The 21,471-nt window shown below is 65.2% G+C and carries 20 protein-coding genes and 3 pseudogenes; 7 read left to right on the forward strand and 16 right to left on the reverse strand.

Annotated elements, in window-relative coordinates:
• Nucleotides 1-14: 14 nt before the first annotated feature.
• Together NU1_RS27555 and NU1_RS27560 are read right to left on the reverse strand one after the other, a co-directional pair.
• Nucleotides 15-947, reverse strand: coding sequence for a glucosyl-3-phosphoglycerate synthase (locus tag NU1_RS27555; RefSeq protein WP_157553142.1), 933 nt, complete (start codon nt 945-947; stop codon nt 15-17).
• Nucleotides 948-1,756: 809 nt separating this feature from the next.
• Nucleotides 1,757-2,200, reverse strand: a complete 444-nt coding sequence (locus tag NU1_RS27560) for a hypothetical protein (RefSeq protein WP_067525867.1) — start codon at nt 2,198-2,200, stop codon at nt 1,757-1,759.
• A 215-nt stretch (nt 2,201-2,415) separates the two neighbouring features.
• On the opposite strand from NU1_RS27560, the gene NU1_RS27565 reads away from it, so the two are divergent.
• Both NU1_RS27565 and NU1_RS27570 read left to right on the forward strand, forming a co-directional pair.
• The gene (locus tag NU1_RS27565; protein ID WP_067526107.1) at nt 2,416-2,823 is read left to right on the forward strand and encodes a YciI family protein; all 408 of its coding nucleotides are present in this window, start codon (nt 2,416-2,418) and stop codon (nt 2,821-2,823) included.
• A gap of 6 nt (nt 2,824-2,829) precedes the next feature.
• Entirely contained in the window at nt 2,830-3,972 is a 1,143-nt protein-coding gene (locus tag NU1_RS27570) for an RNA polymerase sigma factor (protein ID WP_067525869.1), read from the forward strand.
• Nucleotides 3,973-3,979: 7 nt separating this feature from the next.
• Here the strand turns inward: NU1_RS27570 and NU1_RS27575 are convergent, their stop codons facing one another.
• Nucleotides 3,980-4,795, reverse strand: coding sequence for an alpha/beta fold hydrolase (locus NU1_RS27575; RefSeq protein WP_067525871.1), 816 nt, complete (start codon nt 4,793-4,795; stop codon nt 3,980-3,982).
• Between the two features lie 34 nt (nt 4,796-4,829).
• Nucleotides 4,830-5,492, reverse strand: coding sequence for a DUF4097 family beta strand repeat-containing protein (locus NU1_RS27580; protein WP_067525873.1), 663 nt, complete (start codon nt 5,490-5,492; stop codon nt 4,830-4,832).
• Between the two features lie 238 nt (nt 5,493-5,730).
• Here NU1_RS27580 and NU1_RS44360 point away from each other — a divergent pair, with 238 nt between their 5' ends.
• Entirely contained in the window at nt 5,731-6,459 is a 729-nt protein-coding gene (locus tag NU1_RS44360) for a helix-turn-helix domain-containing protein (protein WP_067526109.1), read from the forward strand.
• Here the strand turns inward: NU1_RS44360 and NU1_RS44365 are convergent.
• Nucleotides 6,449-6,571: pseudogene (locus tag NU1_RS44365) on the reverse strand (Tn3 family transposase); the annotation flags it as partial. The gene NU1_RS44360 and the pseudogene NU1_RS44365 overlap by 11 nt on opposite strands.
• Nucleotides 6,572-6,591: 20 nt before the next feature.
• Nucleotides 6,592-7,650: a serine hydrolase domain-containing protein gene (locus NU1_RS27590; RefSeq protein ID WP_067525875.1), complete on the reverse strand. Its 1,059-nt coding sequence runs from the start codon at nt 7,648-7,650 to the stop codon at nt 6,592-6,594.
• 215 nt (nt 7,651-7,865) lie between these two features.
• On the opposite strand from NU1_RS27590, the gene NU1_RS27595 reads away from it, so the two are divergent.
• The gene (locus tag NU1_RS27595) at nt 7,866-8,828 is read left to right on the forward strand and encodes a GbsR/MarR family transcriptional regulator (protein ID WP_067525877.1); all 963 of its coding nucleotides are present in this window, start codon (nt 7,866-7,868) and stop codon (nt 8,826-8,828) included.
• Nucleotides 8,829-9,204: 376 nt separating this feature from the next.
• Here NU1_RS27595 and NU1_RS27600 read toward each other — a convergent pair whose 3' ends face one another.
• Complete coding sequence (locus NU1_RS27600; RefSeq protein WP_067526111.1) at nt 9,205-9,888, reverse strand: GntR family transcriptional regulator; 684 nt, start codon at nt 9,886-9,888, stop codon at nt 9,205-9,207.
• Between the two features lie 89 nt (nt 9,889-9,977).
• On the opposite strand from NU1_RS27600, the gene NU1_RS27605 reads away from it, so the two are divergent.
• The 3 genes from NU1_RS27605 to NU1_RS27615 are packed head-to-tail and all read left to right on the forward strand — an operon-like array spanning nt 9,978 to nt 11,628.
• A complete protein-coding gene (locus NU1_RS27605) occupies nt 9,978-10,511 on the forward strand; it encodes a YbhB/YbcL family Raf kinase inhibitor-like protein (protein WP_067525878.1) in 534 nt (177 codons plus the stop codon).
• Between the two features lie 47 nt (nt 10,512-10,558).
• Nucleotides 10,559-10,789 (forward strand): hypothetical protein, encoded by a 231-nt coding sequence (locus tag NU1_RS27610; protein WP_157553144.1) that lies wholly within the window; start codon nt 10,559-10,561, stop codon nt 10,787-10,789.
• Nucleotides 10,786-11,628, forward strand: coding sequence for an SDR family NAD(P)-dependent oxidoreductase (locus NU1_RS27615; protein ID WP_245720340.1), 843 nt, complete (start codon nt 10,786-10,788; stop codon nt 11,626-11,628). The genes NU1_RS27610 and NU1_RS27615 overlap by 4 nt, the downstream gene beginning before the upstream one ends.
• A gap of 156 nt (nt 11,629-11,784) precedes the next feature.
• Here NU1_RS27615 and NU1_RS27620 read toward each other — a convergent pair.
• From NU1_RS27620 to nuoH, 9 genes and pseudogenes are all read right to left on the reverse strand, one after another.
• Nucleotides 11,785-12,984, reverse strand: a pseudogene (locus NU1_RS27620) (Tn3 family transposase); the annotation flags it as partial.
• Nucleotides 12,985-13,120: 136 nt separating this feature from the next.
• Nucleotides 13,121-13,282, reverse strand: a complete 162-nt coding sequence (locus NU1_RS41805; RefSeq protein ID WP_157553146.1) for a hypothetical protein — start codon at nt 13,280-13,282, stop codon at nt 13,121-13,123.
• A 69-nt stretch (nt 13,283-13,351) separates the two neighbouring features.
• On the reverse strand, nt 13,352-14,959 hold the full coding sequence (gene nuoN, locus NU1_RS27625) for an NADH-quinone oxidoreductase subunit NuoN (protein WP_067525882.1): 1,608 nt from the start codon (nt 14,957-14,959) through the stop codon (nt 13,352-13,354).
• Entirely contained in the window at nt 14,956-16,584 is a 1,629-nt protein-coding gene (locus tag NU1_RS27630; RefSeq protein ID WP_067525884.1) for an NADH-quinone oxidoreductase subunit M, read from the reverse strand. The genes nuoN and NU1_RS27630 overlap by 4 nt, the downstream gene beginning before the upstream one ends.
• A complete protein-coding gene (gene nuoL, locus NU1_RS27635) occupies nt 16,581-18,467 on the reverse strand; it encodes an NADH-quinone oxidoreductase subunit L (protein WP_067525886.1) in 1,887 nt (628 codons plus the stop codon). The genes NU1_RS27630 and nuoL overlap by 4 nt, the downstream gene beginning before the upstream one ends.
• Nucleotide 18,468: 1 nt before the next feature.
• A complete protein-coding gene (nuoK, locus tag NU1_RS27640; protein WP_067525888.1) occupies nt 18,469-18,768 on the reverse strand; it encodes an NADH-quinone oxidoreductase subunit NuoK in 300 nt (99 codons plus the stop codon).
• Nucleotides 18,765-19,622 carry an NADH-quinone oxidoreductase subunit J gene (locus tag NU1_RS27645; RefSeq protein WP_067525890.1) on the reverse strand — a complete coding sequence of 286 codons (858 nt, stop codon included), beginning with the start codon at nt 19,620-19,622 and terminating at the stop codon, nt 18,765-18,767. Before NU1_RS27645 ends, nuoK begins: the two co-directional genes overlap by 4 nt.
• Nucleotides 19,619-20,149, reverse strand: coding sequence for an NADH-quinone oxidoreductase subunit NuoI (gene nuoI / locus NU1_RS43475; protein ID WP_281221272.1), 531 nt, complete (start codon nt 20,147-20,149; stop codon nt 19,619-19,621). The genes NU1_RS27645 and nuoI overlap by 4 nt, the downstream gene beginning before the upstream one ends.
• A pseudogene (gene nuoH, locus NU1_RS27650) lies at nt 20,146-21,400 on the reverse strand (NADH-quinone oxidoreductase subunit NuoH). The gene nuoI and the pseudogene nuoH overlap by 4 nt, the downstream one beginning before the upstream one ends.
• Nucleotides 21,401-21,471: the final 71 nt, after the last annotated feature.

Genomic DNA, 21,471 nt, shown 5'->3' on the forward strand with positions numbered 1-21,471 from the left:
CTCGAACGCTGTTGTCAGGAGGCGATTTTCAGCAGCGAATTCATCGGTGGCCGGTGGTCGGTGTGCAGTACGGACTCTTCTGCGACGAACCCATCGGCACCGAGGGGGAACTGGATGATTCCGGCCCCCGAGTCGGGTAGTCCGCACCGGCCGAGCGCCGTGGCGACGATCTGCCTGCTCATGACCCCGAGTTCATGCAGTGGACGGTTGCGGTGTTTGCGCACACCCAGATCGACCTGGGCTATCCCGGAAGCACCGTACTGGTCGAACATGTCGATCAGCAGGCCGATCTCGACACCGTAATGCGGTGCGAAGCAGAACCTTTCGAGCGCATGACGGGTGGCGGCATACTCACCGCCGAGCGGCTGTACGACGTGTCGCAGCTGTGGCCGCAGCGCTGCCAGCAGCGGCCGGGCCACGAGTTCGGTCACTCGCCCGCCGCCCGATTCGTCGACCGACTCGCCCATCAGCAGCGGGCGACGGTAGTAGCCCTTGCTGAAGACGATGGATTCGTCGAGCAGCAGTGGACCGATGAGTTTGGGTACGAAGTGCGGGTCGGGATCGATCAGGTCCGAGTCCATGAACATCACGACATCGCCGGAGGCCACCGCCAGCGAACGCCACAGCACCTCCCCCTTCCCGGGCAACGGGGGATGGTCGGGCAGCACATCTTCTCGGCAGACAACGGTGGCGCCCGCCGCCGCGGCGACCCGCATGGTGGCATCGGTCGATCCGGAGTCCATGACGATCAGTTCGTCGACCAGCCCGTCGGGCAGGCAGCGCACGGCACGGACCACACCACCCACGGTGGCTTCCTCATTCAGCGCGGGAAGCACCACCGATACCGTTCTTCTACCTTTGGCGGCAATCAGATCGCGCGCGGTCCATCGTGGTGCGGGCCAGGTGCGGATACCACCGTGAGATTCGTTTGCCAACAGATCGGCCACTATGACCACCTATCGAGAGTCGGGCATCGGGACCCGAGCGGCCTGGTGGACAGCCCTGCATCGGCCGGGCTCACAGACTTCACGGAAAGCGGTGAGAAACGCTGCTTCCCGCGGCTCGGAATTGTGGAACCAGGAATCGCGACATTGCGATGAGGCGACGCTATAACGCCATTGATCGACTGACCACTTCGTAAGTGAATCTTTCAGACAACGGCAACCGGCTATTAACCATTCGCTGAAAAATCTACGCAAATTGGACAGGGTTAGGACTAGGAAAAGTGATCGGTGTCGCTCCGGTGAATTGAAGTGACTTCCCCCACTCGCACTTAACTCCTTGCGCCGCAATAAAACTCACGCTGACGAAAAGCCTGGACCGCTCAGCCACATTGTGTCGAAACGCTGCTTTACTGCTACTAATACACTGACTCATTCTCCGCATTCAGCGTTAACGCATTAAAGTCCACGCCAGCCGCGACATTCCCCAGATGTATCGATCGCGCCGCGCGTCCGGCCGTTGCAGGTTGCCGGGGGATGGGATCGCATTTCGCGGGCCCAGGACGTCTGGGCTGCTCCAGTCTCGAACAGCTCGACGTGACCGCTTTCCGAGAAACGGTCGGCGCGGCGCGCTATCAGCGCCCCTGACGTTCACTCGTCGTCGGTGTGGTCGATGCATGCACTGTGCGCAAAGTCGGGACTCTGATCGGAGTTCGTGCACATCCTCAGCGGGAGAGCTGGCGTTGTGCGAGTTCCCACGGAATGGCGTGGGCAAGCCAAGTTCTCCACCATCGAATGCCGGCCGGTCTGACGAACTACCCGCATTGCATGGTGAGCGACCAATGCCGGAGTCCGTCCACCTCCCTACCGGAGGCGGTGTAGCCGCTGAAGTTCAGCGCCCACTCGCTGATCCCGCCTGTGAAGTCAATAGTGGGACCGTGTAGTTCGACTCGGCCCGCGCGAACTCGCACGGTGGTCCCGTCATCGGAAACGCCATCGGCCCGCACTATCAGGAGGGTTTGGCAGGTCGACAGTGCGAACCGGGAGGTCGAGCCGTCGACGGTGGCTTCGGCCGTACCCGCACTACCGGGATTCGCGAGGGAACTCGCGGTCGGTGCGGGCCGCTTCGTCGACGCTTCGGCACTGGAGCTGGACGGAATCGAAGTCGAGACCGGCTCCGACGACGTAGCTGACCCGCAGCCCACACCTGCGGCCAAGAGCAGCGGCAACAGTGCCACCGTAGTGAAATAGCGCTTCATCCCAGTGCTTTCGGATATCGCGCGATACGCGCGAACTCAGCACGACCCACGCCACACACGCCCGTCGAACTCTGGACATCCGCACCCTACCGGCACCAGCGGAATCCCTGAAGTCCGCCGAGAAATATCGCGGCGGACTGTCGAGAACCCGTACCCGGCTCCGTCCCAGCAGTGAGTACGGCCAGAATGGGCCGTACCGCACCAAGGAGAACATGATGGCCAAGTACCTGTTCCTCAAGCACTACCGCGGCGCACCGGCGGCGGTCAACGATGTACCGATGGATCAGTGGACGCCGGAAGAGGTTTCGGCTCACGTCCGGTACATGGAGGACTTCGCCGCTCGACTCGAGAGCACCGGCGAGTACGTCGACAGTCAGGCGCTCTCTCCGGAGGGCACCTTCGTCCGCTACGACGGCGAGGGTCGGCCACCGGTGACCGACGGACCGTTCGCGGAGACCAAGGACCTGATCGCCGGTTGGATGGTCGTCGACGTCGACAGCCGCGAGCGCGCGTTCGAACTGGCAGCCGAATTGTCAGCGGCTCCGGGCGCGGGTGGGAAGCCGATCCACGAGTGGCTCGAGGTGCGCCCGTTCTACACCGCGCCCCCGACCATCACGGAGTGACACCTGGTGGACGAGACCCTGCTGCGGACCCTCACCCCTGCGGTGATCGGGATCCTTGTCCGTCGCGGAGCCGACTTCGCGGCGGCCGAGGATGCCGTGCAGGAAGCCTTGATCGAGGCCGTGCGCGGGTGGCCCGATGATCCGCCGCGCGACCCCAAGGGCTGGTTGGTCGCGGTGGCCTGGCGCAAGTTCCTCGATGCCGCCCGGGCCGACACCTCTCGACGGCAGCGTGAGGAACGCGTCGACGTCGAGCCCGTGCCCGGCCCGATCGAGTCGGTGGATGACACGCTCCAGCTATATTTCCTGTGCGCGCACTCGTCCCTGACACCGGCCTCGGCCGTCGCGCTCACGCTGCGCGCGGTCGGCGGCCTGACCACGCGGCAAATCGCGCAGGCCTACCTGGTGCCGGAAGCGACCATGGCCCAGCGCATCAGCCGAGCCAAGCGGACCGTTTCCGACGTCCGGTTCAACCAACCCGGCGATGTCGCCACCGTCCTGCGCGTGCTCTACCTGGTCTTCAACGAGGGCTACTCCGGCGATATCGACCTCGCCGCCGAGGCGATCCGGCTCACCCGCCAACTGGCGGCAATAACCAAGCATGAGGAGGTGGCGGGCCTGCTCGCTCTCATGCTGCTGCACCACGCCCGACGCCCGGCCCGAACCCGCGACGGCAGTCTCGTACCGCTCGCCGAGCAGGACCGCGGCCGGTGGAACACCCGTCTGATCGCCGAGGGCGTCGACGTGCTCCAGGCCGCCCTCGCCCGAGATCGATTGGGGGAGTACCAAGCCCAGGCCGCCATTGCCGCGCTGCATGCCGACGCCCGCACCGCCGAGGAGACCGACTGGGTGCAGATCGTCGAGTGGTACGACGAATTGGTGCGTCTCACCGACAATCCGGTGGCCCGCCTCAACCGGGCGGTCGCCGTCGGCGAGGCCGATGGTGCACGGGCGGGTCTGGCCGCCCTGACAGAACTCGATCCCGCGCTACCCCGCTACACCGCCGTCGCGGCATACCTACACGAGCGCGACGGTGACCCGGCGATCGCGGCCCGGCTCTACACCGAAGCCGCTCAATCGGCGACCAACCTCCTCGAACGCGCTCACCTCACCCGACAGGCCGCACGACTCAACGCACAGCTACGCGGTTAGGTTGTCTTCAGCGCTGCCCGCCCCCGAGCCCAGCGACTACGCGGACGGCTTCGGCGATGGTGCGGTAGTCCTTGCGCAGGATGTTGCCGTGGTTGCTGGGGACTTTCGCGTGGATTTCGATGTTCGGGTTGCGTTCGACCACCTTGTGCAGGCTCGCGCGGATGCGTTCCTGCTCATCACCCTTGCTGCCGAGCGAGGACCCCGAGGCATTCACATACCGGGTCGGGACCGTGATCTTGTCCATCACCGGGCCGAGCACGCGTTCGCGGGCGATCTCGCCGGCTTCGATATTGCTGTCGGCCATCTGTTCGGCGGTCATCCGCGCGCCCAGGCCCACCGCGCGCATCAGCGGCATCAACCAGCCCAGCCGCCGCCACAGTTTCCGCATGCCCTCGATATCGACCTCGTCGATCCAGTCGTGGGGTTGGGCGCCCTCGACCAGGACCGCGCCCACGGTCCGGTCGGGGTTGCGGCTGGCCCAGTGTGCCGCGACGAAGGCACCGTAGGACCAGCCGATCACCAGTGCCCGCTCAACACCCCTGGCCGCGAGAACGGCGTCGACATCGGCGACGTTGGTCTCGAACGAATAGTCCGCCGAGGTCTGCGATTTGCCGCGGGCCCGCATGTCGTAGGTGATGTGCCGGAACCCCGGACCGAGCTCGGCGATGACTCGCCGCCAGTACTTTTGGGTAGCGACGTGGCCGTTGGCATAGAGCACCGGGATGCCGGGGCCGCCGGTGTCGGTGACGGCCAGGGCCGTGTCACCGACCGGCACCATGCCGGTCCACGTCGAATCGGTCGGGGAAATGCGGTCGTTCGTCATGAGTTGCTCCTGGTCGTGTCTGGGTTCTGGTGCTTTAGAGGCTGCGGGCGATGACGTCGCCGCGGGAGGTGGTGGCCTGGATGTCGAGTTCGGCAGTGCCGTCGTTCTGCAGGGCGTTGCTGACTCGGCCGTGGATGGTGTTCGCGTCCAGAGCGGCCGAGATCCCGGCAGCGGCGGCGACCGAAATGTCGCCGGAGTCGGTGCGGAGCACGACCGTGCCGCGCACGGCCTCGGCGATCTGGATATCGCCCCGTGTGGTGCTGATGTCCGCAGGGCCGGTGAGGCGGCCGACCTCGACGTTGCCGTCGACCGCGGTGAGGCGGACACTCGCGGCCTCGTCGATCTTGACCTGGCGGGCGCCCTCGAAGGCGACCTCGCCGAGGCGTCCGACGCCGCGGAGCTCGCTGCCGGCCGCAGTGGCCTCGATCTGGGAGCCGGCGGGCAGTTGCACGGTGATCTCCAGGGATCCGGAGGGGCCGAAGAGTTGACTGCCCGGGGTCGAGGCCGTGATCCGCAGGACACCCTCGGCATAGGTGATGGTGGCGTGCTCGGCGACCTTGGCGTCGCGGCTCTTGGCGGGGTTGGCGGGTGCGACCTCGACGGTGGTGTCGGCGCGGTCCGAGGCGATGAACTGGATGCGTCCGGCGGGGATGTCCAGGACGGCGGTGATCGGGGTGGGGGTGTCGAAGGTCTGCATCGTGGTCTCCGGTGTGCTGGCTCGTTGTTTCTGACATCGCAAACGCTATGTTGCATTCCATTCAGTGGCAACACAAACGTTGCGTACTTACTGCATCAGTGCAGCTAAGTGACCTCAAAATGTTGCGAATGATGTAGATCTAACGCAACGATGCCTTCTTGTTCGTTGCATTGAATGAGGAGTGGCCGCTACAGTCGGGACCTCGAACCGCCACGACGGATGCACCGAGGAGATCGCCATGTCGCGAGGTAGGCTCAGCCAGGCCGAACGCCGCCAGATCGCACTGGGACTGGCGGACAATCTCCCGTACGCCCAGATCGCCCGGCGCCTCGAACGGCCCACCTCGACGATCACACGGGAGGTGATGCGCAACGGCGGACCCACCGCCTACCGCGCCGACCTGGCCCAGCGCGCCACCGAACGCCGCGCCCACCAGCGCCGCCAGGCCGCGCCCCGAGAGCAGCAAACAGCGACGCAAGTGCATGGACGCGATTCCGAGGCCGTGCGCTCCTACGAGGAGACGTTCACCACCCTGCTCATCGCACAGGGCATGCCCACCATGATGGCCCGGGTACTGACCTGCCTTTTCACCGCTGACACGGGCAGCTCCGCCGTGTCCGAACTCGTAGCGCGCCTCCAGGTCACCCCGGCCTCGATCTCGAAGGCGATCGCGTCCCTCGAACGCGAGGGCCTGGTGCGCCGCGAACGCGACGAACGCCGCCGCGAGCGCTACTTCGTCGATGACAATGTCTGGTATCAGTCGACGATCGAGAGCGCGCGCGGCATCGCCAAGGTCGCCGAGATTACCCGCCAAGGCGTCGATATCTACGGCCGCGGCACCTTGGTCGCCACCCGCCTGGAAAACATGGCCCGCTTCAGCGACTTCATCAGCGAAAGCATCCTGCGTGCCGCAGCGCAGGGCCGCGAGGTCCTCTACACGAAACCCGAAACGAGCCCCGGCGTATAGCGCCGTACTTCTCGAGCGCCGCCGCGAGGGCGTTCTGCCGACCCGAAGCCGACAGCTTGTCGACCAGCAGCGACGCGGTGGCGTGCCCGAACTTCAGCGACCCGGCCAGCGCGCAGGCCCGCTTCCACGGGGTCAGTCGAATTCGGCCCTGAGCAGATCGGTGAGCACGCCGATCGGATCGCACCAAACCCCGTGTGCCCATTCGCCGTTGACATTGGCGACGAGGACGTGGTGACCGTCACCGGTGCCGTACGCGTATGTCCACGAACCGAACAGCGCCCCGCCCATACCCCACAGTGCGACGCCGGAGGGCAGGGTCACCGAGGAGATGCCGAGGCCGTAGCCGGTGTTCGCGATCCAATTCTCGGTGGGCACGGTTCGCAACATCTCGGCCTGTTCGGCGGGGTGGAGCAGCTGGCCGCCGAGCAAGGCCGCGAAGAAGCGGTGCAGGTCACCGAGGGTGGAGATCATGCCGCCCGCCGCACCGAACATGGAGACATCCAACTCGGTCGCGTCGTGGATCACGGCGTCGGTGCTCGAGTCGAACAGCTTCGTGTAGTGGCGCGAGTGCGGTCCCTCGATCGCAGGGTCGCTGCCGTGCGGCAGGGAGGTCACGGTGAGGCCGAGCGGCTCGATGAGGTGGCGGCGGAGTTCGTCGTGCAGGGACGCGCCGGCCACCGCCTCGACGACCAGTCCGGCAAGGATGTAGTTGGTGTTGCTGTAACCCCAGTTCGTGCCCGGCGCGAAGGTGGGCGGGTGCGCGACAGCGATATTGACGAGCACCGACGGGGAGTGGGTTTCGTAGTGGTTCAACGCTTCTCGGTCGTCGGTGTAGTTGAACAGCCCGCTGGTGTGGTTCAGCAATTGACGCACGGTGATCGCGTCACCGTCATTGCCGTTGCCTCGCACCATATTCGGCAGCCATTGGTGCACCGTATCGTCGAGGCCCAGAAGCCCCTCACCCACGAGTTTCAGCAGCACGGTGGCTACGAAGGTCTTGGTGATGCTGCCGATACGAAATCGGTGCTGCGGCAGGCGCGGTTGTTCGGTGGCGGTGTCGGCAACGCCCGCCGTGCCGAACCACTGCCGCCCCTCGTCGCGTACCTCGGCAATGATCCCGGGTACACCGCCTTCGGATACCGCCCGATCGAGCACGTCCTGAATCGCGGTAGGGGCTGTCGTTTTCGTCATATCGATTCCTTTGCTTCGTCTATGGACCGCCACGAAAGCTATATCGAGATTTCGAAGGTCAGCAACGCTTAGCGTCTGCATATATGCCATTTCACCTGCAAATATTCGGAAATCGTTGCAATAGCGGTGCCGGCAAACGCAATGATCCGTTGCAATGACCAGGCGGGTTAACGCAGACTGAATCCGACCCCGATCCGGAAGGAAACCGCGTACCCATGCCCGGAGGCAGGCTGACCGAGCAGGACCGCAGGCAGATCGCGTCCGGACTCGCCGCCGGGCTCGACTACGCCGAGATCGCCCGGCGGGTGGGCAGACCCACCTCGACCGTCACCCGTGAGGTAGCGCGCAACGCTGGACCGGCCGGCTACCGGGCCGACCTTGCGCAGCGAGCCACTCGGCGGCGAGCCCGACGGCGCATAGCGGCTGCGCCGCAGTCACTTTCGGAGGCAACCCGCGGCCGTGATGACGAAAGAGTTCGTGAATTCGCTGAACAGTTCGCGGGATTGATGGTCGATTCCGGCGTGCCTCGGATGGCGGCTCGCGTGCTGGCGTCGCTGTTCACCACCGATTCGGGCAGCGCGACGGCGGCTGAACTCGCCCGGCAGTTGCAGGTGAGTCCCGCGTCGATTTCGAAGGCCGTCGCCTACCTCGACGGGCTCGAGGTGATCCGCCGTGCCCGTGAGGGGCGGTGCGAACGCTATATCCTCGACGACCGTGTGTGGTTCGAGGCCTGGTCCGATAGCGCCCACACGACCAACCGGTGGGCGGCGGCCGCCGAGCGCGGAGCTGAAATCTTCGGTGTGACAACACCGGTCGGTGCGCGACTCGAGCATATGGGCCTGTTCTTCGCCCGACTCGGGCGCGATATCGTGGGCGGCCCCGTGGATATCGTCGCGGGCGAGCACGCGCTCACCGTCATCGCCGCACTCGTGCACGCGGCCATGCCGCTCACCCCGGAGCAGCTTGCCGCCGCGCTGGATTGGCCCCTGGAGCGGGTGATTTCGGCGCTGCACGACGCCGACCGCCATCCCGACCTCGCGGACCCGGTCGTAGTCTGCGGCAACGAGGCCGGGGCCTACTACGTGGTCGCACGGACCGATCGCCTCACCACCGCCCAGCGGCGACGGCTTGCCCCGGACGGTTCCTGTTCCACGTCATCGCCATCATGGACGCGATGACTACGGACCTCAACCCCGAACGCGACCACCTGGGGTTCCGGTAGTATCCGCCGACAAAACAACGGATATGGCGTAGGCCCTGGTCGGGGATGGCGTTGAGACGGGAATTTCGGCTGGCTACTGGTTGTCTGGACGCTGGAGGACCTAGGTCTGGAGGCGGTTGCGCAGGTCGGTTTCCTCGGGCGTGAAAGCGAGGCGACAGAAGGGTGCTTGCCCGTGTTCTTTCCGGTGAATTTTTCGCACCAGCCGCACGGGGCAGTCACCGAACCCGCCAACGCGCTGGCACTGGAAGATCAACGGGCAGAGATCATCTGAAGCTCGCCACCTCATGGGCAGACGCGCTGAAATGCAGAATTGAGTCTGTTCATCGGACGTGTCAGCCTTCTTGCTCTGCCAGTGCGGCCGTCGTCAGGGTGAGGTGTCGAGTCAGTATGTCGGCGGCGGTGTCGGGGTCACGGGCCAGCGCCGCCTCCTCCAATCGGCGATGCTCGTCAATGCCGTCGCGCTCAGGGTTACGGTGTGCCGACCAGCGGCGGGCAAGCTCGCTCGCGACCCACAGCCGGTCGAAGGTTTCCAGCAACACCGGGTTGCCGCACCCTTCCAAGAGTGTGCGATGGAATACCCGATGGGCCTCGGCCCATTCTTCGCTGTAGTACTCGCCGTCCTGCGGGGTGAATACCGGTGTGCGCGCCAAGCGGTGGTGGGCAGCTCGTACGTCGCCTTCCCATTTGACGTCACCACGTTCGATCGACATGCGTAGCAGGACTGGCTCGATGGTCCGGCGGGCCTCCCCGATCTGATGCCAGCGGTGAGCGGAAAGAGCCGGGACCGCGAAGCCGCGATTGGTCAGCCGTTCGGCCAAGCCCTCGCCAACCAGCCGCACCAGAGCCTCGCGCACCACGGCCAGGCTCACACCGTGTTGCCTGGCCAGATCCTGCGGCTTGAGCGCGTCACTGGGCGCGTACTCGCCGCGCATGATCGCGTTTCGCAGTTGTGCGTAGACCTGCTCGGAAAGCATCTGCTTCGCCGGCTGGGTTGGAGTGGAGACTGTCCTAGTCATCACTCGATCATAGACGATTTGCCAAATCATCGATTATTTCTGTTATCGTCGATCTTGCATATCCGGTACGACTCGAAAGGCGCGACACGATGAGCGCAAACGATCCCTTCTCCCGCCTCCCCGAGGCAGCCGCATTCACGCTCACCAGCACCACCGTGAACGACGGTGCCGCCTGGCCGCCTGCGCAGTGGTCCTCCGGCACCCCCGGCGGCAAAGACGTTTCCCCGCAACTGAATTGGAGCGGCGCCCCAGCAGGCACCAAGAGCTACGCCGTTACCGTGTACGACCCCGATGCCCCCACCGGCTCCGGCTTCTGGCACTGGGCCGTCGCCAACATCCCGGCCACGACCACGACCCTCTCCGAGGGCGTCGGAGACGACACAGGTAGCGGCTTGCCGCTCGGCTCCTTCCAATTGCCCAACGACGCGCGCCTACCTCGATACATCGGTGCGGCACCGCCGGCAGGGCACGGTAAGCACCGCTATTTCGTCACCGTGCACGCTCTGGATGTGGATGACATCGGCATCGCCTCCGACTCCACGCCCGCTCTGCTCGGATTCACTATCGCCGGCCACATCTTGGGCCGAGCCACGCTCGTCGCCACGGCCGAGGCACTGCAGTGAATTCGGTTCGAATCGCAGGTTCCGCCGCCAACGCGGATTCGTCGTCGATGACCGACTCGATCCCCTGCGATGTCGAGATCGTTCGTCACTCGCAGCGCGACGGTGACGCCATCGTCCGCTGGGCCGAGGTCAACGTGAACGGCATACCGATGCCGGCCACCGGCGAGCCGCGGGTCGTGCACACGACTCTCGGCACGCACGTCACGCTGGACCTGACCGCAACTTCGGTCAGCATCCGGACCGAGGACCGGACAAGAGAACTCAAGGAAAAGCTGTGAGCGACAACGATATCGACCGCATGGTCGATCGAACTGTGCTGATCACGGGTGCGACGGACGGCCTCGGCCGCGAACTCGCGGTGCGGCTCGGTGCAGCGGGTGCCCGGCTGATCCTGCACGGCCGCAACCCCGATCGGGCCGCAGCGGTCGCCGCCGAGGTAACAGCCGCGAGCGGACACGCTCCGCTGATCATCCTGGCTGATCTGTCGCGACTTGCGGACGTGGACCGGCTGGCCGACGAGATCATCGCCCGTACTTCGCGATTGGATGTGCTCGTGAACAATGCTGGCACCGGCGGCCGGCCTGACGGGAAACGCGAACTCAGCGCCGACGGCAACGAATTACTTTGGGCGGTCAACCATCTGGCCCCGTATCGGCTGACACGGCGGCTGCTTCCGCTGCTACAGGCCTCAGCTCCGGCGCGGGTGGTGAACGTAGCCTCCGCCGGGCAGCAGGAGATCGACCTCGACGATCCGACCCCCGAGCACGACTACGACGCATATACCGCGTACTGCCGAGCCAAGCTGGCGATGATCATGGCGACCATCGAGTACGCAGCGGACCTCGACGGAACCGGTGTCACCGTGAATGCCCTGCACCCGGCCACCCTCATGGCGACGACCATGGTGCGCGAATCCGGCGCTACCGCGATCAGCACTGTCGCCGAAGGCGCAGACGCGACCCTCCGGCTGATCTGCGATCCGGGCTTGTCACAGATGACAGGCCAGTATTTCAACGGCACCAGGCAGAGCCATCCGCACGCGCAGGCCCACGATCCGAAGGCGCGCCGTCGCCTGCTCGAAATCAGTGACACCGAAGTCATTTCGGCGGTGGGCTGAGGTAGTGGGCCGGTAGAAGCGCCTCGTGTGACCTATCGGCCCACCACCCCCGAATCTGCAGATTGTGTCCTTCGTCGAACGCACTGTCATAGCTGCATAGCGCGCGGTTCGAAACGGCTACGGCTGGATGTCAAGCAGGACCGTGACGCCCAGATATCAGAACAGTGTGTCGCGCATGCGCAGGGGTCGATACCCGGTCGGGCCGAGCTGGGCCAGCTCGGCGTCGATGTCGACCTCGATCGCGCCGAAGAAGTTGATGTTCTCGCTATGTGCCGGCGACACGTGAGCCAGCACTACATCATCCACCCGGCGGCCCTCACGCCGCATCTGCTCCACAGCGAGTCCGAAATACTCAGTCGTCCAGGCAATTACGGCATTGGTGGCCAGGGTCAGGCACCACATCTGTTCGGCCTGGTCCTCCAGATGCCGCGCCCGGATCATGCCCTCGTGGGCGTAGAGCAGGCCGCGTTTGAGCGCGTGGACCGACTCGCCCCTGTTCAGCTGGCGAGCGATCTTGCGCCGATAGTCCGGATCCGATAGATAGCGGGCGGCGTAGATCGTACGGCGAAGCGCCCCATACTCTTTCAACGCCGCCGCTAGCGCGTTCTGCCGACTCGACGCCGACAGCTTCCCGACCAGCATCGACGCGGTCGCATGCCCGAACTTCAGCGACCCGGTCAGCCGAAGCAGATCGTCGTAGTGCTCGCCGATGAGGTCCAAGTTCAGTTTGCGGGTCAACAGCGGCACGGCACACGGGAACCGCGACTCGATGTCGGACCGCGACCCCGGCCGGTACAGGGTGATCTTGCCCAGATCCCGGATACGCGGCGAGAGCTGCATACCGAGCAGGTCGAACAGTGCAAAGTTGACCAGGGTCACCCCGTGAGTATCTGTCGCGTGCTCGGTGATCGGCAGATCTGTTGCGTTGCCCAGGATCTCGTCCAGCACGTAGTGCGCCTCGCGCCGCGTCGTGACGATCACCTTGATGCCGTAGGTGGTGTGCTGATCGGTCACATGGGTGTAGGTCGATAAGCCCTGCTCGGCGAAGAAATGCGGAACCGTGCGGGCGGTGGTCGATTTGCCGCGGGTCGGGAACCGCTGCCCGTCACTGGAGGACAGGGTGCCACCACCGAAAGTTGCGGTGAGCGGCAGCCTTTGGTGGTAGTCGACAATCGCCAAGTTCGCCGCACGCAGCGTCTCCTCCCGCACATACCATTCCTCGGTCCAGCGCAGAATGTCGTAGGAGATGCCACACGCGTCGGCCATGCTGGCCAGCCCGAGGTTGGTCGCATTGGCCAGCAGGACCGCGATGAGGTTGCGTTTGAGCTCGGAGCTGCGGGCCTGCTTGCCGGTGGCACGGTCGGCAAGATCGCGTTCGCGGCTGTGCGGGACAAGATCTGCACCCGGTCGCCGCCGAGCGACGAGGGTTTCTCGCGGCCGGCGATGGTGGGCAGATAATGCCAGAGCTCACCGTGGGCGGGCGTAGCGGCGGTTACCACGTGGCGCCGTCGGCGCGAATCGCGTCGGCCAAGGCGACGCGTTCGGCCTCGGCCTCGGCGAAGTGCGCGGTGGTATCTCGGCCCTGGGCGCGTTCGTAGTCAGCGGCGATATGGGCGGAATTGCTGAGCAACTTGTCGCGCAGAGCCGACTCCACGAAGGCCACTATATGCGGGCAGGCCCGCCGCGATAGTCGCGACGGGCCTGCCAATGGAGCAGCAGCGGATCAGCTGGTGAACACCGCCGCCTGTTCCGCCAGATTCAGCAGCGGCTGCGGGAAGAAGCCGAGTACCACGGTGGCTGCCGCGGTGACCGCGACAATGGTGGTAGTGAGGGTCGGGTAGACCAGCGTCGGGGGGTCTGTGGGCGGGTCGGTGAAGAACATCAGGACGATGACTCGGACGTAGAAGAACGCCGCGATGGCGCTGGTGACTACGCCGACGATCACCAGCGGGGTCGCCCCGCCGGAGGCCGCCGCCTCGAATACCGCGAACTTGCCGACGAAACCGCTCGTCAGCGGGATGCCCGCGAAGGACAGCAGGAAAAGCGCGAAAATCGATGCGAGCCAAGGAGACCGGCGGCCCAGACCGGCCCAGGCGGACAGGTCGGTGGCTTCGTCGCCGTTGGCATCGCGGAGCAGGGTGACCACCGCGAACGCGCCGATGGTGCCGAGGCCGTAGGCGACGAGGTAGAACAGCGTCGAGGAGATGCCTGCGGTATTCGCCGCCACCAGTGCCGTGAGAATGAAACCGGCATGGGCGACCGAGGAATACGCGAGCATGCGCTTCATATCGGTCTGGGTGATGGCGAGGACCGCGCCGAGCACCATGGTGGCGATGGCGACGGCGGCCAGGATGGGACGCCAATCATCGCGCAGCCCGGGCACGCCCACGTACAGCACGCGCAGGAGTGCGCCGACGGCCGCGATCTTCGTTGCGGCGGCCATGAATCCGGTGATGGGGGTAGGTGCGCCCTGGTACACGTCGGGCACCCAGGACTGGAACGGCACCGCGCCGATCTTGAACAGCAGACCGACCGCCAGCAGCGCCACACCCAGAATGGCGAGGGTGTGATCACCGGAATCGCGGGCGACGGCGTCGGCTATGCCGGACAGGCGCACCGTCCCCGCGTACCCGTAGAGCAGCGCCATCCCGTAGAGGAAGAACGCCGACGAGAACGCGCCCAGCAGAAAGTACTTCAGCGCTGATTCCTGCGAGAGCAGCCGGTTGCGCCGCGCCAGCCCGCACAGCACGTACAGCGGGAAGGACAGCACCTCCAGTGCGATGAACATGGTCAGCAGATCGTTGGAGGCGGGGAAGAGCATCAGCCCGCCTACCGCGAACATCAGCAGCGGGAACACCTCGGTGGTGGCGATTCCCGCTCGGGCAGCGGCGATTTCATCGGAGCTGCCCGGCATCGAGGCGGCCTGCGGCGTGAAGGCGTCGACGCCCTTGGACGCCGTCAGGCTCCAGGTGCCGGGACCTTCGCGGCGAATCGGCATCCGGTCGGCGCGACGCTCGGCAATGAACAGCAGACCGAGAATCGACACCACGAGGATGGTGCCCTGCAGGAACAGCGTCACCCCGTCGATGGCGACCGCACCGACCACGGCGGTCGACTCGGTGCCACGCAATCCGATGACCGCGCCCAATGCCACCGCGAGCCCGCCGAGCCCGAGCGCCACATGCGCCGGATAGCGAAATCGCCTGGGCAGGAACGCTTCCACCAGTACCCCGACCACGGCGACGCCGAACACGATGAGCATGGGGGACAGGTATCGGTACTCGATGCTGGGTGCGGGCACCGCGGCCGCGAGAATCAGAGGAGTACTCACTTGTGCGAACCTCCGCCGTGCGTCGGATTGGAACCGGGTGCGGCTTCCGGCTGCACCGCGGGCACCGGATCGTGCTTACCGATGGTGGTCAGGGTGCGCGATACCGCCGGATCGATGGTGTCCAGTACAGGTTTCGGATACAGCCCGAGGAAGAACAGCGCCCCGATCAACGGCACCACCACGACGAGCTCTCGCGGCAGCAGATCGTAGATCTTGTCGCTGCCCTCCTTGACCGGCCCGGTCATCATGCGCTGATACATCCACAGGATGTAGAGCGCCGCGAGCACCAGCGCGGTGGCCGCGAAGATGGCCGCCACCGGGTAGCGCGTGAAGGTGCCCATCAGGACCAGGAATTCGCTGATGAACGGTGCCAGCCCGGGCATGGACAGCGTGGCCAGGCCGGCGATGAAGAAGCTCCCCGCCAATACCGGTGCGACCTTCTGCACCCCGCCGTAGTCGGCGATGACCCGGGTTCCCCGCCGCGACACCAGGAATCCGGCGATCAGGAAGAGCGCCGCCGTGGAGATGCCGTGATTGACCATGTACAGCGTCGCCCCGGAGCCGCCCTGGTTGGTCATGGCGAAGATGCCCAGAATAATGAAGCCGAAGTGCGAGATCGAGGTGTAGGCGATGAGCCGCATGACATCGGTCTGCCCGATGGCCAGTAGCGCACCGTAGATGATGCCGATCACCGCGAGCACACTGATCACCGGCGCGTAGGTCGAGGACGCCGTGGGGAACAGCAGCAGGCAGTACCGCAGCATCCCGAACGTCCCGACCTTGTCGACCACCGCCATCATGAGTACCGCACTGGCCGGTGTCGCGGCCACGGCCGCATCCGGCAGCCAGGTGTGCAGCGGCCACAGCGGCGCTTTCACTGCGAAGGCGAACATGAAGCCGAGGAAGATCGCATTCAACACCGCGGGTGCTGCCCCGAGCTGTCCGGAGTTCGCGGCCTCCATCACGAGCCGGAAGTCGAAGGTTCCGGACCCTCCGCCGATACCCTCGCGCACGGTGAGTACATACAGCCCGATCACCGCGGCCAGCATGATCAATCCACCGAACAGGTTGTACAGCAGGAACTTCACCGCCGCCCGCGACCGCTGCTGCCGCAATGCCAGGTCCTCGAGCCGCGGCCCGAATCCTCCGATGAGGAAGTACATCGGGATGAGCATGACCTCGAACACCACGTAGAACAGCAGGATGTCGAGCGAGATGAAGGAGACCAGCACCAGCGCCTCGACCACGAGGGTGAGCGCCATGTAGTTGTGCATGACCCGGGGCCCGCTGCCGACCTCGCGCTCGTCGTTCCATCCGGCGAGCATGAGCAGCGGTATCAGCCCCGCGGTGAGCAGCACCAGCACCATGGCGATGCCGTCCATGCCGATCGTGTAGCCCGCCCCGAAAGCCGGGATCCACTCGTGGGATTCGACGAACTGGAAGTGCTCAACGCTGCCCGGTACGAACTGCGTGGCCAGATAGATCCCGACACCGAGGGTGGCGACCGAAACCAGCAGCGCCCAGATACGCGCCGCCGTCCGCCAGGCCCCCGGAATCATCAGTGTGACCGCGGCACCCACCAGGGGTGTCAACCACAGCGTTGTCAGCCAAGGAAAGTCGTTCAAAACATCCTCACCGCCAGCAGGGCGGCGGCCACCAGTGCCGCGCCGGTGAACATGGACAGGGCGTAGGACCGCACGAATCCGCTTTGTACCCGTCGAACTCGCGCGGACAGACCGCCTATGACAGCCGCGGTGGTGTTGACCAGACCGTCGATCCCGCGATTGTCGAGGAATACCAGCGAGCGGGTCACATGCTGACCGGGCCGCATGAAGGCCGCCTCGTTCAGCGCATCGCCGTACAGGTCTCGACGGGCGGCGACGGTCAGGACGTTGCCCGCCGGTGCTTCCATCGGCACATCACGCTTGGCGTATTGGTCGTAGGCCACCCAGATACCGGAGGCGACCACGGCCAGGATGAAGAGGGTGATCATCCACGCGGGAAGTACCGCCTCACCGTGGTGCGCGCCGACCACCGGTTCCAGCCAATTCACCAGCGAGGAGCCGAAAGCCAGTGCACCACCGGCGAATACGGAGCCGAATGCCAGCAGGATCATTGGTCCGGTCATGCTGGCCGGTGCTTCGTGCGGGTGTGTGCCCTCGCGCCAGCGCTTCTCACCGAAGAAGGTGAGCAGCATGACGCGGGTCATGTAGAACGCGGTGACGCCCGCACCGATGAGCGCGGCGATACCGGTGACCCAGCCACCCCACCCGCCGGATGCGAAGGCCGCCTCGATAATCCGGTCCTTGGAGAAGAATCCGGCGAAGGGCGGTATTCCGATAATCGCCAGGTAGCCGAGCCCGAAGGTGACGTAGGTGATGGGCATGACTTTGCGCAGTCCGCCGTAGCGCCGCATATCGGTTTCGTCGTTCATGGCATGCATGACCGATCCCGCACCGAGGAACAGTCCGGCCTTGAAGAACCCGTGTGTCAGCAGATGCATGATGGCGACCGCGTAGCCGATCGGCCCGAGACCCACCGCCAGCATCATGTAGCCGATCTGGCTCATCGTCGAGGCTGCGAGGGCCTTCTTGATGTCGTCCTTGGCACAGCCGATGATCGCGCCGTAGAGCAGTGTCACCGCACCGACGGCCATTACCGCCGCCTGTGCCGCGGGGGCGAGATCGAAGATCGGGTTGGACCGCGCGATCAGGTACACACCGGCGGTGACCATGGTCGCCGCGTGGATGAGCGCCGACACCGGGGTCGGGCCCTCCATGGCGTCCCCGAGCCAGGATTGCAGCGGCACCTGCGCGGACTTACCGCACGCACCGAGCAGCAGCATCAGGCCGATCAGGGTCAGCGTGCCCTCGCCTGCGGCATCGGCGGCCCCGAAGACCGTCTGGAAGTCGATGCTGCCGAAGGTCGCGAACATGATCATGAGCGCGATGGCCAGGCCCATATCGCCGACCCGGTTCACTATGAACGCCTTCTTGGCCGCGGCCGCGGCGGAAGGTTTGTGATGCCAGAAGCCGATCAGCAGGTACGAGGCCAGACCGACGCCTTCCCAACCGAGGTACAGCACCAGATAGTTGTCGGCGAGGACCAGTACCAGCATGGCGGCCAGGAAGAGGTTGAGGTAGGCGAAGAATCGCCGTTGCCCTGGATCACCCTTCATATAGCCGATCGAGTAGATGTGGATCAGCGAGCCGACACCGGTGATCAGCAGTGCGAAACACATCGAGAGCTGATCGAGTTGCAGTGCGGCATCGACCTGCAACCCGGTGACCGGCACCCAGCTGAAGAACGACTGGTGAATCGCCCGATCCGAATCGGCGCGACCGAGCATCTCCACGAACGCCCACGCCGCGATCGCGAATGATCCCAGCGCCATCAGGGTCCCGACGTAATGACCCCATTTATCGCTGAAACGTCCGACCAAGAGCAGGAATACGGCACCGCCGAGGGGCAGTGCGGGCAGCAGCCACAGCATCATCTGCGCGTCCATATCAGTACCGCAGCAGATTCGCATTGTCGACCGAGGTCGACCGGCGGGCACGGAAGATGGTCATGATAATGGCCAGTCCCACAACGACTTCGGCCGCGGCGACCACCATGGTGAAGAACGCGAACACCTGGCCGTCGAGATTGCCGTGCTGCCGGGCGAAGGTGACGAAGGCCAGATTCACCGCATTGAGCATGAGCTCGATGCACATGAACACCACAATGGCGTTGCGCCGCACCAGCACACCGGCCGCGCCGATGGTGAACAGTAGTGCGGAGAGATACAGGTAGTTGTCCGGATTCACCGCAAGCCTTCCTCGTCAGCCGTGCCCGAGTCGTCGGAGTGGTTGTGGCCGTTCCCATTGCCATTGCCGCCATTGCCGTTGCCCACCGAGAGCGCCGCGGCTTCGGTGTGGGCGCGATCGCGGCGGTGGCGCAGGATGGTGCTGACCGACAGCTCGGCGAACGAGCCGTCCGGCAGTCGCGCCGGAGCGTCGACGGCATTGTGGCGGGCGTAGACGCCCGGGGTGGGCAGCGGTGTGACCTGGGTGCCGTCCCGGAATCGCTGTTTGGACTGTTCCCGCTGATCGGTCCGTGGCCCGAACTTCTCGCGGTGCGCGAGAATCATGGCACCGATGGTGGCGACGATCAGTAGTGCGCCGGTGAGTTCGAAGGCCCACACGTAGCGCACGAAGAGCAGTTCCGCGAGCGCGCCGATGCTGTAGTCACCGCCGAGTCCGGGGCCGGTCGCGGCGACGCTGGTCTCGTTCATACCGCGCGAAATGGCGGCAATGAGCAGTACTCCGAAGCCGATGCCCACCACCAGTACCGCGATTCGATGCCCGCGCAGCGTTTCCCGCAGCGATTCGGCCGAGTCGACGCCGACGAGCATGAGCACGAACAGGAACAGCATCATGACCGCGCCGGTGTAGACGACAATCTGCACCACGCCCAGGAACAGCGCCTCCTGGGCGATATAGAACACCGACAGCGTGATCATGGTGGCGGCCAGGCACAGTGCCGAATGCACCGCCTTGCGGGCGCACACCATACCCAGCGCCCCACCCACCGCGACCACGGCGAGAATCCAGAACATGACCGCTTCACCGGTGCCGGTGCGGGTGAGTGGTTCGGCCTGGGCCAACAGAAGAGAACTCATCGGGTCTCTCCTTCCACGCCGACCACCGCGGGTTCGCGAGTCTCGGATTCGGTTGTCGCGCCGGGGACTTCACCGCGGTAGTAGGAGCCCTCATCCGCGCCCGGGTACATGGCGTGGGGTGCGGCGAGCATGCCGTTGCGCAGCGGAGCGAGCAGATCCTCCTTTTCGAAGATCAGCGAGGCGCGATTGTCGTCGGCCATCTCGTATTCATTGGTCATGGTCAGAGCCCGCGTCGGGCAGGCCTCGATACACAGACCGCAACCGATGCAGCGCAGGTAGTTGATCTGATACACCTGGCCGTACCGCTCACCGGGGGAGAAGCGCGCCTCCTCGGTGTTGTCCGCGCCTTCGACGTAGATGGCGTCCGCCGGGCAGGCCCAGGCGCACAGCTCGCAGCCGATGCACTTCTCCAGTCCGTCCGGATGCCGATTGAGCTGGTGGCGGCCGTGATAGCGGGGTGCGGTCGGCACCTTCACTTCCGGGTACAGCTCGGTGTTCGGCTTCTTGAACATGGTGGAGAAGGTCACCCAGAAGCCGGCGAGGGGTTCCAGCAGACCGGGTTTCGGGGTCGCCTTGGCCGGTGCGGTCGGCATGGGCGGGACGGGGAAGTCCGAATACGCCCGTGTCGCATCGAGATCGGGTGCGGCGGTGGTTCGGTCGTCGCCCGCGTGCCCGGCACGCAGGAACATCGCCACCATGAAGACCGACACGACGATACCGCCTATCACCATGCCTGGTATCTGGACGTTCATGCCCTCGTTCTGCAGTACCCGCAGGGTGGCCACGAACATGACCCAGGCCAGCGAGACCGGAATCAGCAGCTTCCAGCCGAGATTCATGAACTGGTCGTAGCGCAGTCGCGGCAGGGTGCCGCGCAGCCAGATGAAGACGAACAGGAAGCCCCACACCTTGGCGGTGAACCACAGCATGGGCCACCAGCCGGAGTTCGCGCCCGCCCACAGGCTGATCGGGAACGGTGCGTGCCAGCCGCCGAAGAACAGCGTGGTGGCCAGCGCGGAGACGGTCGCCATATTGATGTACTCGGCCATCATGAACATGGCGAACTTCAGCGAGGAGTACTCGGTGTGGAAACCGCCGACGAGTTCGCCCTCGGCCTCCGGCAAATCGAAAGGCGCACGGTTGGTTTCGCCGACCATGGAGATCGCGTAGATGAGGAACGACGGCAGCAGCAGGAAGACATACCAGGTGCCGTACTGCGCCTCCACGATCCCGGAGGTGGCCATGGTGCCCGCCAGCAGGAAGACCGCCGCGAAGCACAGCGCCATGGCGATCTCGTAGGAGATGACCTGCGCGGTGGAGCGCAGGCCGCCCAGCAGCGGATAGGTGGAGCCGGATGCCCAGCCCGCCAAGACGATGCCGTAGACGCCGACCGAAGCCATGGCCAGCACGTAGAGGACGCCGACCGGCAAATCGGTGAGCTGCAACTGGGTGGTCTGACCGAAGATGCTGACTTCCGGCCCGAAGGGAATGACCGCGAAGGCCATCACCGCCGGGATCAGCGAAATAATCGGCGCGAGAATGAAGATGGGCTTATCCACGATGGCCGGAATGATGTCCTCTTTGAGGAGCATCTTCGCGCCGTCGGCAATCGATTGCAGCGTGCCGCGCGGGCCGACCCGGCTGGGGCCGACGCGCATCTGCATGAACGCCACGATCTTTCGTTCCGCGTACACCGCCAACATCGGGATGAGCAGCAGGAAGATAAAGATCCCGACCGATTTCAGGAGGATCAGCCACCACGGGTCGTGGCCGAACATGCCCAGGGGGTTCGCGTCGGGCCCGGAGGCGGCAGCCTGCGTAACCACGTAGGGCACCGCGAACCCCCCAA

The organism is Nocardia uniformis NBRC 13702, assembly GCF_001613345.1.
GTDB lineage: Bacteria > Actinomycetota > Actinomycetes > Mycobacteriales > Mycobacteriaceae > Nocardia > Nocardia uniformis.